This is a genomic window from Catenulispora sp. GAS73 (assembly GCF_041262085.1).
Lineage (GTDB): Bacteria > Actinomycetota > Actinomycetes > Streptomycetales > Catenulisporaceae > Catenulispora.
On sequence record NZ_JBGCCM010000036.1, the window covers coordinates 85,954 to 100,434 of the forward strand.

Annotated in this window: 13 protein-coding genes; 8 read left to right on the forward strand and 5 right to left on the reverse strand. The window is 69.8% G+C overall.

What is annotated here, in order from left to right; genetic code table 11:
• The first annotated feature begins 53 nt into the window (after positions 1 to 53).
• Positions 54 to 686 (forward strand): cysteine hydrolase family protein, encoded by a 633-nt coding sequence (locus tag ABH935_RS39945; RefSeq protein WP_370383179.1) that lies wholly within the window; start codon positions 54 to 56, stop codon positions 684 to 686.
• Positions 687 to 1,461: 775 nt separating this feature from the next.
• On the opposite strand, the gene ABH935_RS39950 is transcribed toward ABH935_RS39945, so the two are convergent.
• On the reverse strand, positions 1,462 to 2,580 hold the full coding sequence (locus tag ABH935_RS39950; protein WP_370383180.1) for an LLM class flavin-dependent oxidoreductase: 1,119 nt from the start codon (positions 2,578 to 2,580) through the stop codon (positions 1,462 to 1,464).
• Between the two features lie 156 nt (positions 2,581 to 2,736).
• Here ABH935_RS39950 and ABH935_RS39955 point away from each other — a divergent pair, with 156 nt between their 5' ends.
• Entirely contained in the window at positions 2,737 to 4,302 is a 1,566-nt protein-coding gene (locus ABH935_RS39955) for a class I adenylate-forming enzyme family protein (protein WP_370383181.1), read from the forward strand.
• A gap of 73 nt (positions 4,303 to 4,375) precedes the next feature.
• On the opposite strand, the gene ABH935_RS39960 is transcribed toward ABH935_RS39955, so the two are convergent.
• Complete coding sequence (locus tag ABH935_RS39960; RefSeq protein ID WP_370383182.1) at positions 4,376 to 5,407, reverse strand: NAD(P)/FAD-dependent oxidoreductase; 1,032 nt, start codon at positions 5,405 to 5,407, stop codon at positions 4,376 to 4,378.
• A gap of 155 nt (positions 5,408 to 5,562) precedes the next feature.
• Between ABH935_RS39960 and ABH935_RS39965 the strand changes: the two genes are divergently transcribed.
• The 3 genes from ABH935_RS39965 (at position 5,563) to purU (ending at position 8,040) form a co-directional block, all read left to right on the forward strand.
• Positions 5,563 to 5,904 (forward strand): hypothetical protein, encoded by a 342-nt coding sequence (locus ABH935_RS39965; protein WP_370383183.1) that lies wholly within the window; start codon positions 5,563 to 5,565, stop codon positions 5,902 to 5,904.
• Positions 5,904 to 7,085 (forward strand): glutathionylspermidine synthase family protein, encoded by a 1,182-nt coding sequence (locus tag ABH935_RS39970; protein ID WP_370383184.1) that lies wholly within the window; start codon positions 5,904 to 5,906, stop codon positions 7,083 to 7,085. Before ABH935_RS39965 ends, ABH935_RS39970 begins: the two co-directional genes overlap by 1 nt.
• A 70-nt stretch (positions 7,086 to 7,155) precedes the next feature.
• Complete coding sequence (gene purU, locus ABH935_RS39975) at positions 7,156 to 8,040, forward strand: formyltetrahydrofolate deformylase (RefSeq protein WP_370383185.1); 885 nt, start codon at positions 7,156 to 7,158, stop codon at positions 8,038 to 8,040.
• 66 nt (positions 8,041 to 8,106) lie between these two features.
• On the opposite strand, the gene ABH935_RS39980 is transcribed toward purU, so the two are convergent.
• The 3 genes from ABH935_RS39980 to ABH935_RS39990 all read right to left on the reverse strand — a co-directional run bounded on the left by ABH935_RS39980 (position 8,107) and on the right by ABH935_RS39990 (position 10,554).
• Positions 8,107 to 9,213 carry a hypothetical protein gene (locus ABH935_RS39980; protein WP_370383186.1) on the reverse strand — a complete coding sequence of 369 codons (1,107 nt, stop codon included), beginning with the start codon at positions 9,211 to 9,213 and terminating at the stop codon, positions 8,107 to 8,109.
• Between the two features lie 25 nt (positions 9,214 to 9,238).
• The gene (locus tag ABH935_RS39985) at positions 9,239 to 9,772 is read right to left on the reverse strand and encodes a SigE family RNA polymerase sigma factor (protein ID WP_370383187.1); all 534 of its coding nucleotides are present in this window, start codon (positions 9,770 to 9,772) and stop codon (positions 9,239 to 9,241) included.
• 131 nt (positions 9,773 to 9,903) lie between these two features.
• Positions 9,904 to 10,554 carry a TetR/AcrR family transcriptional regulator gene (locus tag ABH935_RS39990; protein ID WP_370383188.1) on the reverse strand — a complete coding sequence of 217 codons (651 nt, stop codon included), beginning with the start codon at positions 10,552 to 10,554 and terminating at the stop codon, positions 9,904 to 9,906.
• A 232-nt stretch (positions 10,555 to 10,786) separates the two neighbouring features.
• On the opposite strand from ABH935_RS39990, the gene ABH935_RS39995 reads away from it, so the two are divergent.
• The 3 genes from ABH935_RS39995 to ABH935_RS40005 are packed head-to-tail and all read left to right on the forward strand — an operon-like array spanning position 10,787 to position 14,428.
• On the forward strand, positions 10,787 to 11,680 hold the full coding sequence (locus ABH935_RS39995) for a M24 family metallopeptidase (protein ID WP_370383189.1): 894 nt from the start codon (positions 10,787 to 10,789) through the stop codon (positions 11,678 to 11,680).
• A complete protein-coding gene (locus ABH935_RS40000) occupies positions 11,677 to 13,449 on the forward strand; it encodes an SDR family oxidoreductase (protein ID WP_370383190.1) in 1,773 nt (590 codons plus the stop codon). Before ABH935_RS39995 ends, ABH935_RS40000 begins: the two co-directional genes overlap by 4 nt.
• A gap of 13 nt (positions 13,450 to 13,462) precedes the next feature.
• On the forward strand, positions 13,463 to 14,428 hold the full coding sequence (locus ABH935_RS40005) for a metal-dependent hydrolase (protein WP_370383191.1): 966 nt from the start codon (positions 13,463 to 13,465) through the stop codon (positions 14,426 to 14,428).
• The last annotated feature ends 53 nt before the right edge of the window (positions 14,429 to 14,481 follow it).

Genomic DNA, 14,481 nt, shown 5'->3' on the forward strand with positions numbered 1-14,481 from the left:
CAGGCGACAAGACCCGCTCCACTTCTGATGCCGCGTCAGCTACCGTGCCCGGCATGCCGGTCGATCTGAACGCGATGCTGGAACCGTCCCGCTGCGCCGTGGTCACCTCCGAGGTACAGAACGGCGTCCTGGGCGCGGCGGCCCTGTTCCCGGACCTCGCAGCTGCGGCGCGGCCGCACGTCCCGGCCATGGTGCGGGTGGTGGACGCCGCACGCGCGGCCGGCGTCCCGGTCATCCACGCCACGGTCTACCGCCGCCCTGATGCAAGGGGCGCGAACACCAACGCCAGGCTGTTTGCCGCGGCACTGAAGTCGGCGCGCCGCGACGATGTCGAGGACCTGCTGCCGGGCTCGAAGGCGGCGGCGGTGATCGACGAGATCGGGCTGCTGGATACGGATATTGAGCTGCCGCGGTACCACGGGCTGGGGCCGATGTACGACTCCGGGCTGGCGGCGGTCCTGCGGAACCTTGGGGCGCGGACGCTGATTCCGGTGGGGGTGTCGGTGAATGTTGCCATTACGAATCTGGTGATGGATGCGGTGAACGCCGGATTTGACGTGGTGCTGCCGCGCGATGCGGTGGCGGGGGTGCCGGCGGCGTATGCGGAGGCGGTGATTGAGAACACGCTTGCGGTGCTGGCTGTGGTGACTACGAGTGGTGTGGTTGGTGGGGTTTGGGGGCGGTGAGGGTTGGGGGGGTGAGCTTTGGGCGCGGTGAGGGTGCGGGTTGTTTCGGTGCGGTTGGTCTGGGGTTTTGCAGGCGATTTTTATGGGTTCGCGCAGGGTTTGATGACCTCGCAGGGGGACGCAGTTCGGTGGAGCGTCGCGGGTTGCGCTGGCGGCCGGCGGTTTTCGCTGGCACGACCGCGCGGCGGTTCAGGTCTCTGCGGCGGTGCGCTGGCGGGTGGCGGTTTTCGCGTGCACGACCGCGCGCCGGTCCGAGTCACTGCGCATGTCGTAGGCGGCAATCGTCGTGCGTGGTGGGCGCCTTGAGGCCTCCGGCGGGCGCTCTACAGCGAGGGGGCGACCCGTGCGTCCTGCTGTTTGGCGGCGGTCCGCGACTGGTCGGCTTTCTATCCGCTGTTGCCTGCGCCGCGCTGGTCGGTGGCGGTGTTGCTTGTGGTCGCCGGGTTCTGGGTCCCTCGCCGCGTCGTCGCCGTAGACGGAACCAGCCCGGTTTGGCGGAATCAAGCCGTATCGCTGTTGCTGTGGTGCAGCCGCGTTCGGCTTGACACCGCCAAACCGGGCAGGTTGGCAGAGCCCGCCGACGCGGCGAGGGACCCAGAACCAACACCCCGCATGGTCCGGTCGGACACGACGAACGACATGGCCGGCCGCGCTGATCCGTCACCACCCGGGGGCGCCGAAACCAGCGGAGGCCTGCTCTCGTGGCTGGCAGTGCGGCGCCGTACCGGCTCGGCCACCGCGCCTGCCCGCCAGGACTCCCTTGCCCGGCCCGCCCTCAGCGTCCCACCTGAGCCTCCCGCTGCCGGGTCGTCGAGTGCACCGGGTCGGTGTCGAACCTCGGCAGCACCTCCCGGCCGAAGGTCTCCACTGATTCGATCGCCACGTCGATCGGCATCGCCGTGGACAGCATGCCGAACACCAGCTGGTCTGCTCCGATCGCTTCCACTGCCGCGACGGCGCCGGCCACCTCCTCGGGGGTACCGATGCACATCTGCTTGGCCTCGATCACCGCGTCGATGGTCGCGCGGTCCATCTCTGGGATGCGGCCGCCGAGGTCGTTCACCCACTGGGGGCGCGGGAAGGTGTCCAGGTACTTCCACAGCAGGCTCTGGTGGTAGCCCGAGCCCATCGTGGCGGCGACTTCGCGGGCTCGCTGGCCGTCCTCTAGGCACACCAGTTGGGAGGTGACCATGACGTTGTTGTTGATGTAGCCGCCGACTGGGTTTTCGCAGCGGTCGATTTCCTCCTTGTAGATGGCGATCAGCTTGGCCAGGTCGTCCATCGAGGCTTGGGCGAAGCAGAGGACGCCGATGCCCATCTCGGCGGCCTTCTTGAAGGTGCCTGGTGAGCCGGCTGCGACCCAGAGTGGGGGGTGCGGGTCGGTCAGGGGCTTGGGGAGGACGTTGCGCTGCGGCATGGAGAAGAAGCGGCCCTGGAACGAGTAGTCCGTCTCCTTCCACATGCGGACGATCTGCGGCAGGGTTTCGTCGACCATTTCGCGCGTGAGGTCGGAGTCCTCGATGCCGAAGCCTTTGGTCTCGGTGGTCGAGGAGCCGCGGCCGACGCCGAATTCGAAGCGGCCGCCGGACAGGTGGTCCAGGACCGCGACCTTTTCGGCGACGCGCGCGGGGTGGCTGACCGGCGGGGTGATGTTGAAGATGCCGGAGCCGACGTGGATGCGCTCGGTGGCGGCGGCGAGGTAGCCGAGGAAGGCCTCGTTGGCGGACAGGTGGGAGTACTCGTCGAGGAAGTGGTGCTCGGTGGCCCAGGTGTACTTGAAGCCGGACCGGTCGGCCGCCTTGACCAGCTCGATCTCGTCGCGGAGGCGGCTGGCCTCCGTGATGTCGGGGTGGTTCCGCGGTACGTAGAGGCTGTTGAAGAGGCCGAACTCCACGGTGTGCTCCTACTCGTCGGTCGGTCGGCGCCATCTGACGCACCGTCAGATATCGTACTGATCGGCTTTGCGGTCGCAAGGGGCATGGCTCTTCCGCCTGATCGCGGGCCGGAGTAAGACTGACTCACCGTCAGATCTGAGCTGGAGGACGCGGAGATGCTGGACGCCGAGAGTCTGTGGGAGCTGATCGAGCGCCGCGCCGAGGCCGACCCGGAGCGCGAGCTGCTGGTGGACTCCGGCGGCTCGCGCATGACGAACGGCGAGTTCCGTGACGCCGCGCTGCGCGCGGCTGCCGGGCTGCACGGCCTCGGAGTGCGCGCCGGGACCGTGGTGTCCTGGCAGCTGCCGACGTGGAACGTGGGCTACGTGCTGATGGCCGCGCTGAGCCGGCTCGGCGCGGTCCAGAACCCGATCATCCCCATCTACCGCGACCGCGAGGTCGGGTTCATCATCCGGCAGATCGCGCCGGAGGTGGTGATCACGCCCTCGGAGTTCGGCGGCTTCGACTTCGCGGCGATGATCGCGCGGCTGACCGAGGGCACCGCGACGTGGCACATAGCGGCGGATCGCGCGCTGCCCGAAGGCGATCCCGCAGTACTCCCGGCCTATCAGGCCCCTGCGGAGCGCGAGCTGCGTTGGTACTTCTACAGTTCGGGGACCACCGCCGACCCCAAGGGCGCCCGGCACACCGACGCCGCGATCCTCGCGGCGGCGCGCGGCATGCACGCCTGCCTGGAGCTGACCGCCGAGGACATCAACGGGATGGCGTTCCCGCTGACCCACGTCGCCGGCCCCATCTGGCTGGCCTCGTCCCTGATGGCCGGGCTGCCGAACGTCCTGCTGGACCGGTTCGACCCGGCGGCGGCCGTCGAGCTGTTCGGCCGGGAGAAGGTGACGCTCGGCGGCTCGGGGACGCCGTTCCACCTGGCCTACCTCAAGGCTCAGCGGGAGTTCGTGAAGACCCGGCCGGGGGAGCGCGCGTTCCCGTACTTCCGGCTGTGCAACGGCGGCGGGGCGCCGCGGCCGCCGACGCTGCACGCGCAGATCCGCGACGAGGTCGGCGGCCTGGGCGTCATCGCGGGCTGGGGCCTGACCGAGGCGCCGATCCTGACCATGTCCACCGTGCACGACCCGCAGTCGGCGCTCGACGACTCCGAGGGGCGCGCGATGCCCGGCGTCGAGCTGCGGGTGGTGACGCTGGAGGGCAAGCTTGCCGAGCCCGGCGAGGAGGGGGAGCTGCGGGCCAAGGCGCCCCAGCTGATGCTCGGGTACGTGGACGCGGCACTCGACGCCGACGCGTTCGACGCGGACGGCTACTTCCGCACCGGCGACCTGGGGACGATCGACGCCGAGGGCTTCGTGCGAATCACCGGACGCCTCAAGGACATCATCATCCGCAAGGGTGAGAACATCTCCGCCAAGGAGATCGAAGACCTGCTCTTCACCCACCCCCGGGTGGCCGAGGCGGCCGTGATCGGGCTGCCGGACGCCGAGCGCGGGGAGCGGGTGTGCGCGGTGGTCGTCGGCGTGGAGGGTGCTGAGGGCGCGGGTAGCGCGCAGGGCTCGGCGCCGCTGGAGTTCGCGGAGATGGTCGCCTTCCTCAAAGCGGCCGGGCTGACCACCCACAAGCTGCCGGAGCAGTTGGAAGTGGTGGACGGCCTGCCGCGGAACCCGACCGGGAAGGTCATCAAGCGCGATCTGGTGGCGCGGTTCCGGGATTAGTTCGAGGTGGCGGTACCAGCGGGGTGTACTGGTACCGCCACCATGGGTCGGGCGTCGTTGATCGACCCCGTTCTCAGGCTGCTGCGGCCCTGAGAAGTGCTTCGGCCTCCGCTATGACGGTGGCGGTGCTCGCCGTGGCGTTCGCCGCGGGCTGCGCGACGGGCCCGCGGTAGGTGCGCTGCGGGTCGACCCCGGACAGCCGGGCGGCGAGCACGTCGGCCTGCGCCAGCACCGTCTCGCGGCGCCCCGACAGGCTGCGCCGGTGCTCGGCGCACGCCCCGAGCGCGTGGATGTGCGGGTCGGAGACGCTGCGCAGGGTGTCATCCACCACGATGCCGCGCGCGACCGCCAGACCGGAGGTCCAAGCCAGCGCGGTGTTCGGCGCGGTACCGCACGCTATGACCGCCAGGTCGCACGAGAGCCGGTGGCCGTCGGCCAGCAGGACGGCGTCGAGCGCGCCGTCGGCTCCGGGTGTCAGGGCTCGGGCCCGGCAGTCCTGGTAGGCGATGACCCCGGTGCGCCTGAGCGTGAGGTAGGCGTCGGTCGGCGTTATCTCGGGCCGGGCCGGCGTCTGGTCGATGAGCTCGACATGCAGAGGGTCCTCGGCGCGCATCGTGCGCAGCGCCGCCGCCGTGTCCAGGCCGGTGGTGCTGCCGCCGATGACGACCGCGTGTGTGGCCGTGCTCGCGGCCTCGGCAAGGCGCCGGAAGTCGGCGGCGTTGTGGGCCGAGTGGACGCCCGGGAGCAGGTCCTCGCCGTCGGCGGTGCGCAGGCCCTTGATCGGCGGCAGCACCGGGTTGGCGCCGGTGGCCAGGACCAGCGTGTCGTACGGCTGCACCCACTGGTCGGAGCCGTGCACGAGGCGGTGCATGCGGTCCACGGCCACGGCCCGGACCCCGGTCCGCAGGTTCAGCCGGGCGTCGGCCGGAGTGGGCAGCGCGGCGTCGGCCCCGGCCAGCGTGCCGGGCAGTGCCGAGCGGTCGTACGCGGTGGCGCCCTCGCCGGCGTAGACGGTGACGTCCACATCGGCCTCGGCGGTCAGCAGGCCGGTGACGAGGCGGTGGGCTGCCAGGCCCCAGCCGACGACGACGATCTTCCTGGTCATCGTGGGATCCCTTCGGTCGGCGACGCGATGCCCTCACGATGGCCGACCGACGTTTCCCGGTCGCTTCGACGGTGTTTCCGCAGCCGTTCCTGTTTGTAACAAGGGAGTAAGCTGCGCTTCGCTTGGCAACGGGGGCTCGGAATCGGGGGAACACCATGCGTGAAGAGGTCAAACGCCGGCGCGCGAAACTGATCGTCGGCGGGATGATGTCCGCTGCGGTGATCGGCTGGGGCGTCGCGGGGTGCAGCCACGACGACCACCAGCGGTGCGTCGACACCCGCGACAACACCGTGATTCCGGATCAGTACTGCGGCGACACGAGCGCGAACCACACCTATGCGCACTGGTACCGCGGCGGCAGCGGCTTGAAGATGGGCCAGCGCGTCTCCGGCGGCGAGGTCGGCGAGCACGGGGTGGTCCGGGGCGGTTTCGGCGGCCACGGCGGTTCCGGGGGCGAAGGCGGCCACGGTGGTGGCGAAGGCGGGCACGGCGGCTGATGCGCAGAGTCCAGAGCAAGCCGCGCGACGGCTGGCAGCAGGCGGTCGAGTCGCAGGGTCTGGTTTTCCCGGTGACCACCATGGACGACGGCCGCGTCGTCCCGTACTGGTACGAATCCGCGCACTACACGCTGACCATGGCCGAGGTCGACGCGCTGGAGGACACCACCGCGGAGCTGCACGCCATGTGCCTGGCCGCGGCCGAGCACATCGTGTCCCGCGACCGCTTCGCCGACCTGGGCATCACCGATCCGGCGGTGATCCGCGCGATCCGCGAGTCGTGGTCGGTGCAGCCGCCGTCCCTGTACTCCCGGTTCGACCTGCGCTACGACGGCGACGACGGCACCACCGCGAAGCTGCTGGAGTACAACGCGGACACCCCGACGATGCTGCTGGAGTCGGCGATCTGCCAGTGGTACTGGCTCCAGGACACGCGTCCGGATCTGGACCAGTGGAACTCGCTGCACGAGCGCCTGGTCGACGCCTGGCAGAAGACCCGCGTCCGGCTGTCGCACGGGCCGGTGCACTTCGTCTACGCCGAGTGCGACGAGAGTGGCGAGGACTACATGACCTCCTCCTACGTCGCCGAGACCGCGGAGCAGGCCGGGCTGACGCCGGTGGTGCTGCCGGTGGAGAAGATCGGCTGGCACTCGGCGTCGGGGTGGTTCGTCGACCTCGACCAGACCCGCATGCGCACGGTGTTCAAGCTCTACCCGTGGGAGTGGCTGGTCGCCGAGGACTTCGGGCCGCTGGCGCTCGCCGCCCTCGACCGGACGCAGTGGATCGAGCCGATCTGGAAGATGCTGCTGTCCAACAAGGCGCTGCTCGCCATCCTGTGGGAGCTCTACCCGGGCCACCCGAACCTGCTTCTCGCCTACCTCGACGGCCCCCGCGACCTGGTGGACTATGTCGCCAAGCCGCTGCTGGGCCGCGAGGGCGCCTCGATCCGCGTCGTCACCGGCGGCGAGCACTTCGAGCAGCCGGGGCACTACGGCCAGGAGGGGTACGTCTACCAGGAGTTCTCCGCGCTTCCGGCGTTCCCCGGCAGTGACGGCGGCGGGCGCGCGGTACTCGGTTCGTGGCTGGTCGACGGCGAGCCGGCCGGGCTGGGGATCCGGGAGTCGGACGGTCTGGTGACGGACACCTACGCGCGGTTCGTGCCGCACGTCATCGACGGGTAGCCGCTGTTCGGCGGGGTCCCGGTGTCGCCAGCCGGACGGTTACTGGGACGAACGCCCGCGATCAGCGACAATGACGGGCATGGCCGATCCGAAGAAGCAGCAGTGGGTCCTGACCCTGTCGTGTCCGGACACCCCCGGTGTCGTGCACGGCGTCGCGAACTACCTCCTCATGACGGGCTGCACGATTCTGGACAGCCAGCAGTACGGCGACCCCGACTCGGGCCTGTTCTTCATGCGGGTCAGCTTCGAGCGGGTGCACGACGAGGTGACGCTGGAGCAGCTCAACAGCAGCTTCGCGGCGGTCGGCGCGACGTTCCGGATGGCCTGGCGGATCCACGACGCCAACGAGCTGATGCCGGTGGTGCTGATGGTGAGCAAGTTCGGGCACTGCCTGAACGATCTGCTCTTCCGGGCCGGCACCGGGGCGCTGCCGGTGCGGATCGCGGCGGTGGTGTCCAACCACGGCGACTTCGAGGACCTCACCCGCTCCTACGGCGTGGACTTCGTCCACCTGCCGGTCGCCGCCGGGGACGCCGAAGCCAAGGCGAAGGCCGAGGCGGCGCTGCTGGAAGTGGTCGAGAGCCGGGGCGTTGAGCTGGTCGTGCTGGCGCGCTATATGCAAGTGCTGAGCGACGACGTGTGCAAGGCGCTGGAGGGCCGGATGATCAACATCCACCACTCCTTCCTGCCGAGCTTCAAGGGCGCCAAGCCCTACCACCAGGCGCACGCCCGCGGCGTGAAACTGATCGGCGCCACCGCGCACTACGTCACCGCCGACCTCGACGAGGGCCCGATCATCGAGCAGGAAGTGGCGCGCGTCGGCCACGGCGTCAGCCCCGAGCAGCTGGTCGCGGTCGGCCGGGACGTCGAATGCCAGGTGCTGGCGCGGGCCGTGAAGTGGCACGCCGAGCACCGGGTGCTGCTGAACGGGAACCGGACGGTCATCTTCGCCTGAGCCGGGGAAAGCCTCCAGAGGCTCTGAGAAGCGCTGCGGCGCTTCTCAGAGCCTCATCTCATCGCGTCACGAGCCGGACGACGACTGCGTTCCGGACGGCTGGCTGTGCGTGGAACCGGGCCCCGAATGCGGACCCCCCGCGGGGTCCGTGGAATACGACTCCCCCGGCGGCAACGAGCTCGACGACTGCCCTCCCGAAACCGAATGCCATGAGGGATCCCCGGGCGACGACTGCCATCCCAGAGGCGGACTCGACGGCACCCCGGACGGCGGGGCCGATCCCGGCGGAGGGGAGTAGGACCCGCTCGAACTCGGCTCCAGCATCGCCGCCAACTGGCGGCTGAGGGCCTTGGCGTAGTTGAGCTGTAGCTTCGCGTACTGCAGCAGCTGAGGATCGCTCATGATCTTCGCCAGTTGGGTGTCGCTCAGCAGCGACACCTTCGCCGTGGGCGGCGCGATGCCGTTCATCGCGCCGCTCACAGAGGTGCCGACGAGGATGTCGAGGCGCGGGTCGTCCGGGAAGTCGCCGACATAGCCGGCACTCTGCTGGCCCGAAGGCTCGCTGTTCACGACCACGCTCCCGCCCGCGGTGCTGGTCTGGAGGCAGCCCGCCGGGGCCGGTGTGCCGCAACCCGGCCGTTCCCCGTTCAGCGTCGATATCTGCCCCGTCGAGGGGAACAGATAGTTCGTGGTGCCGTCGGGCCCGGTGAGGATGACCACCCAGGTACTCGTCGCCCGCACGGTGAATCCCGGGGGCAGCGCCGCCTGGATGAACGGCACCGAACCCTTGGCGAAGTCGGCGTTGAAGTTCCGCTGTTCGTTGAACACCTTGCAGAAGTCCGCCAGACTCCCCTTGAGGTCTCCCGGGGACTGGCATTGCTGCGTCTGCGACGAACCCGCCGGCTGCGACGGGACGCCCCCCATCGAGCGGTGCGTCGAGACGCTCGTCGGCGCCTGTCCGCCGGGGGTGGCGGTGCCGCCCCGGCTTCCGCCCCCGCCGCTCAGCGCGGCGACCCCGGTCGCCAACGCGACCACGGCCAACGCCGCCGCTCCGGTCAGCGTCCAGTCCCGGCGCCGCCGGCGTGCGCCCCAGTCCATCGCGGAGTCGATGACGTCCCGCTGCGGTGGCTCGTCCTGCGGCGCGGGGAGGGCGCCGGACAACAGCTCACGCATGTCCTTCACAGTTCTCTTCTCCCAGCTAGTCACGGATGAGCTCGCTGACGGCCGCACCGAGCCGCTGCCGCAGGATGGCGATCGCGCGGGACGTCTGGCTCTTGACGGTGCCGGGGGAGACCCCCAGCGCCTCGGCCGTCTGGTCGACGGAGAGGTCCTCCCAGAACCGCAGGATGACGACCGCCCGGGCCCGCGGCGGCAGCGTGTCGAGTGCGCTGCGCACCGCGAGCCGCAGGGCGGCGTCGTCGGCCGGGGAGGCCGGTTCGGGGACGTCGTCGAGCGCGACGGTCGCGCGGTCCTTCTGCTTCAGGTCCAGGAAGGCGCGGTACAGCACCGTTCGGGCGTACGCGTCGACCGAGTCGGCGCGCATCACCCGGGGCCAGGACCGGAACAGCCGACCGAAGGTCGTCTGGACGAGGTCCTCGGCGGTGTGCCAGTCCCCGCACAACAGGTACGCGCTACGGCGCAGATGGGGCTGAGCCCCCACGGCGTACTCACGGAACTGTTCGCGGGCGTCGGCCGAACCGCCGTGCGCCAGCGGGCTCTTGAGTTTCCTCACATCAGGTATGACCGGGGGATGGTCCGTGTGGTTGGAACAGGGACCGGATTTCTTCGTTCCCTGCGAACGCCTTGGACCGGGCCTTGGACCGGGCCTTGGACCGGGCCCTGGACCGGGCCCTGGACCGGGCTCTAGACCGGAACCTCATGGCCGATCGCCATCAGCAGCGCGCCGAGCTGCACGATCAGCTGCTGCTCGATGTCGGTGCGGGCCAGGTCCTGGTGCTTGAGCCAGTCCAGGACCGCGGTCTCGGCGGCCGCCACCCAGCACTTGAGCGTCATCCGGACGAGCGGATCCACCGGAGTCGGCTCGCTGAGCCCTTCCACCAGGAGTTCATAGACGGTGTCCTCCACAGAGTGCACCAGCGCCGCCGACTCCGCGCCGGAGCCGTACGCCGCCGAACCGCCGAGCAGCGCGACGAATCCGGCGGAGTGCGCCTCGGCGAACTCCACGAACGCCCGCACCGCGCGGTCCAGCCGCTGCAGCGGGGTGTCGCCGGGTTCGACCTGGGCGAGCCGCCGGGTGAGCTCGGCGGCGGCCTTGGACAGGGCGGCCGCGTAGAGCTCCTGCTTGGTGCCGAAGTAGTGGTAGACCAGCGCGCGCGAGGCGCCGGCGGCCTGCGCCACGTCGTCGACGGAGACGTCGTCGGGACCGCGCTTGGAGAGCAGGTCCAGCGCCGCCTCGATGAGCTCGTCGCGGCGGCGGTCCACCGACAGCCGGCGGCGGGGTGCCGTGCGCGGGGTCGAGCGGACGGGCTGGGAGCTGCGGGACTCGGACTGCACATCGCCATGCTGCCACGTCCGGCGCTGGGAACGAATCGGCGAGCGTGTCGCGACCATTCTCGAATCTGCTTCGGTGTGCCCGGATCTGCTTGAAGACCGCCCGCTATCCGCAGGCATCCGTCCGCATCGATCGGCATCCGTTCGCGTTCGTTGGTGTCTCTTGGCGTCCCTTGGTGTCCGCTTCGGAAACGGGGTCTTGTCGCGTGGACACTCGGCGTTTACATTAGACGCCGTGTCCAATAATACCGGCCCCACCCCCGATGCCCTGCGGCGTCACCGCGACGCCCAGGCGCTGGCCTACCGCTGCGCCGAGACGGTCGGCGCGGGACTGGAAGCCGGCGTCACCGAGCGCGAAGTCGCGCGGCGGATGCGCGCCTTCCTACGGGAGAACGGCGTGGAGGACTTCTTCCACATCCCTTTCGCCTGGTTCGGAGAGCGCACCGCGTTCCGCTCGCTGAAGGGCCCGTGGACGCCGCTGCACTTCTTCCCGACCACCAAGCGGCTGGAAGAGGGGATGTCCTACATCCTCGACTGCTCGCCGGTGGTCGACGGTTACGTCTCCGACATCGGGTACGCGGGCGTCCTCGGCGACCCCGGCAGCAACCGCATCTTCGACGCGCTCATGCGGGACCTCGCGGAGTACCGGACGCTGATCCCGCAACGGATCAAGGCCGGGGACACGCTCTCCGAGGTCTACGCGGCGGTCGACGCGCTGATCGCGCAGCAGGGCTACGAGTCCCGGCACAAGGTCTACCCGGGCCGCGTCATCGGCCACCAGGTCGGCCACATGAGCCAGCGCCGCAACATGGGCCGCTACGCCTTCGGGTTCGGCCTGCGCACGCTGGAGACCCTGGGCCGCGAGATCGTCACCGAGGGCATCAAGGGCCGCTCCCCGCTGTGGGCCGGAGGCCGCGCCTCCCACCACGCCCCCACGCCGGGGCTGTGGGCGGTGGAGCCGCACATCGGGTTCCCGTCCACCTCTGGTGGCAGCAAGCACAGCGTGGGAGTGAAGTTCGAGGAGCTGCTGGTCGTCACCAAGGACGACGCCTTCTGGCTCGACGACGACCTGCCGCACGTGCGGCGCTGGCAGGAGCAGGCCCGGGCCAAGGAAGGCGCACTCGCATGACGCAAGACGTCCGCACTCTCGCGGTCACTGTGGAGGGCGGCAAGCTCTCCGTCCGCACCTATGGGGACGCGTCCAAGCCGACCGTTCTCCTGGTCCACGGCTACCCCGACACTCAGGCGGTGTGGGACGGCGTCGTCTCCGAACTCGTCGAGGACTTCTACGTCGTCACCTACGACACCCGCGGCATCGGCGCCTCCAAAGGGCCGCTGTTCAAGCAGGGCTATACGTTGGAGCACCTTGCGAACGACCTTTACGCGGTCGCGGACGTAGTGGCTCCCGATCGGCCGGTCCACCTGGTCGGCCACGACTGGGGTTCCATCCAGGCTTGGGAAGCGGTCACGCGCGCGGACTCCGCACAGCGTTTCCTCTCCTATACGTCGATCTCGGGTCCCTGCCTGGACCACGCGGCGATGTGGACGCGCTCCGGCATCCGCAAGCCGACGCCCAAGGCCGCCGCGCGTTCGCTGAAGCAGGCGCTCGCGTCCTGGTACATCGTCGTGTTCCACCTGCCGGTGGGACCGCGGGTGGCCTGGCGGCTCGGTCTGGCCAAACAGTGGCCGCGGATCATCACGGCTATAGAGGGGACCAGACTCGACCCCTCTCCTACTCTCCATAGAGACGGCTCGCGCGGTGTCCTCTATTACCGCGCCAACATGCTGCCCAAGATGCGGCATCCCGAGGAGCGGCCGACCTCGGTTCCGGTCCAGGTGCTCACCCCGACCGGCGACCGGTTCGTCACCCCGGCTCTCGCCGCGCAGGCGCCGGCGCCGTGGACGGAACGGCTCTATGTACGCAAGGTCCATGGCGGCCACTGGATCGTCGTCAAGAAGCCCGCACTGATCGCCGATCGGATTCGCGAGTTCGTCCAGTCCAGCATCGCGACTCCGGGAGGACCCGAGCCTGTGCGTTCCCTATTGCGTGCCGAAGCAAGTCAGGGCACCAAAGACCGGCGTGAGTTCGAGGACAAGCTGGTCGTCATCACCGGCGCCGGCTCCGGGATCGGACGTGCCACCGCCTTGGCGTTCGCCGAGAAGGGCGCCGACATCGTCGTCGCCGACATAGACAGTGTCGCCGCGGCGCGCACTGTAGAGCTGGTGGAACTGCTCGGTGCGCGCGGTTACCTCTATACGGTCGACGTCTCCTCCGGCGAGGCCATGGAGAAGTTCGCGAACGAGGTGAAGGAGACGGCAGGGGTTCCCGACGTCGTCGTCAACAACGCGGGCATCGGGATGTCCGGTCCGTTCCTCGCCACAGAGGTGAAGGACTGGGAGAAGATCCTCGGCGTCAACGTCTGGGGCGTCATCCACGGCGCGCGCTGCTTCGGCGAGATGATGCGGGAGCGCGGCGAGGGCGGGCACATCGTGAACCTCGCGTCGGCCGCCGCCTATACGCCGTCGCGAACGCTTTCCGCGTACTCGACCTCCAAGGCCGCGGTCCTCATGCTCTCCGAGTGCCTCCGCGCGGAGTTCGCCCGCCACGGCATCGGCGTCTCGGCGATCTGCCCCGGCTTCATCGCCACCAACATCACCCGGACCACGAAGTTCGTCGGGCAGAGCGCGGAGCAGCAGGAGCGGACTCGGCAGCGTGTTACCGGGCTCTACCGGAGGCGGAACTTCGGGCCCGACAAGGTGGCCGAGCGCATCGTGGACGCCGTGCGGCGCGACAAGCCGGTGGTGCCGGTCGCGTTGGAGGCCAAGGCGAGCAAGGCCATTTCCCGGCTGTCCCCGGCGCTGGCGCGTCGGATGGCGAAGATCGACCCGACTGGCTGAGGAGCTGATTCCCATGGCTGACACTCCAGTGGTCGCGGACTCGGCGACCTCTCCGGACATCGACCGGCACCCGGATCTCAAGCCGCGACGCGTGAAGTTCGACTGGGAGAACACGCCGCTGCACTGGATCCCCGAGGATCCGTACGCGACCCACATCATCAACGTGCTGCACCTGCTGCTGCCGGCCGGCGAGCGCTGGTTCGTGCACGTCTACAAGCAGATCCTGCCCTACATCCGCGACGAGCAGCTCAAGGCCGAGGTCAAGGGCTTCATGGGGCAGGAGGGCACGCACGCGGTCGCGCACCAGAACGTGCTGCACCACATGAAGGTGCAGGGCCTGGACCCGGACCCGTTCGTGGAGCAGATCGAGTGGCTCTTCGAGCGGCTGCTCGGGGACAGCACGATGCCGCCGTTCGCACGCAAGAAGTGGCTGCGCGAGCGCCTGGCGATCATCGCGGCGATCGAGCACTTCACCGCGGTGCTGGGCAAGTGGATCGTGGACTCCCGTGGCCTGGACGCGGCCGGTGCCGACCCGGTGATGCTGGACCTGCTGCGCTGGCACGGCGCCGAGGAGGTGGAGCACCGCTCGGTGGCGTACGACGTGTTCATGCACCTGGACGGCTCCTACGCCCGGCGCACCCGCGCGATGCTGGTGACCTCCGCGGCGTTCGCCTGGATCTGGGGCCGCGGCGCGAAGTACATGGTCGCCCACGACCCCCACGGGCTGCGCCAGGGCCGACCGAGCCGGATGACCGAGCGCGAGTTCCTGGGGCGGTTCCGCGACGCCGCGCGGCGCGGGCGGCTGCCCTCGCTCGGGAGCCTGGTGGTGGAGGTGCCGAAGTATCTCAAGCCGTCGTACCACCCGTCCTTCCACGGGTCGACGCAGTCGGCGCTGGACTACCTGGCGGTGTCGCCGGCTGCCGTCTACGCGGCGGAGTTGGCGGCGGCGCGCAAGGGCGGCGTGGAGAGTACCGGCTGAGCGCCGCACCCGGCGCCCACAAGCGGCGGGGCCGTGGCAGATCAGGGCTGCCG

Coding starts and splice junctions, on each gene's coding strand:
- ABH935_RS39980 (WP_370383186.1), bottom strand. CDS start 9,213: ATGCGTGAGCTGTTGTCCGGCGCCCTCCCCGCGCCGCAGGACGAGCCA.
- purU (WP_370383185.1), top strand. CDS start 7,156: ATGACGGGCATGGCCGATCCGAAGAAGCAGCAGTGGGTCCTGACCCTG.
- ABH935_RS39955 (WP_370383181.1), top strand. CDS start 2,737: ATGCTGGACGCCGAGAGTCTGTGGGAGCTGATCGAGCGCCGCGCCGAG.
- ABH935_RS39960 (WP_370383182.1), bottom strand. CDS start 5,407: ATGACCAGGAAGATCGTCGTCGTCGGCTGGGGCCTGGCAGCCCACCGC.
- ABH935_RS39970 (WP_370383184.1), top strand. CDS start 5,904: ATGCGCAGAGTCCAGAGCAAGCCGCGCGACGGCTGGCAGCAGGCGGTC.
- ABH935_RS40005 (WP_370383191.1), top strand. CDS start 13,463: ATGGCTGACACTCCAGTGGTCGCGGACTCGGCGACCTCTCCGGACATC.
- ABH935_RS40000 (WP_370383190.1), top strand. CDS start 11,677: ATGACGCAAGACGTCCGCACTCTCGCGGTCACTGTGGAGGGCGGCAAG.
- ABH935_RS39945 (WP_370383179.1), top strand. CDS start 54: ATGCCGGTCGATCTGAACGCGATGCTGGAACCGTCCCGCTGCGCCGTG.
- ABH935_RS39965 (WP_370383183.1), top strand. CDS start 5,563: ATGCGTGAAGAGGTCAAACGCCGGCGCGCGAAACTGATCGTCGGCGGG.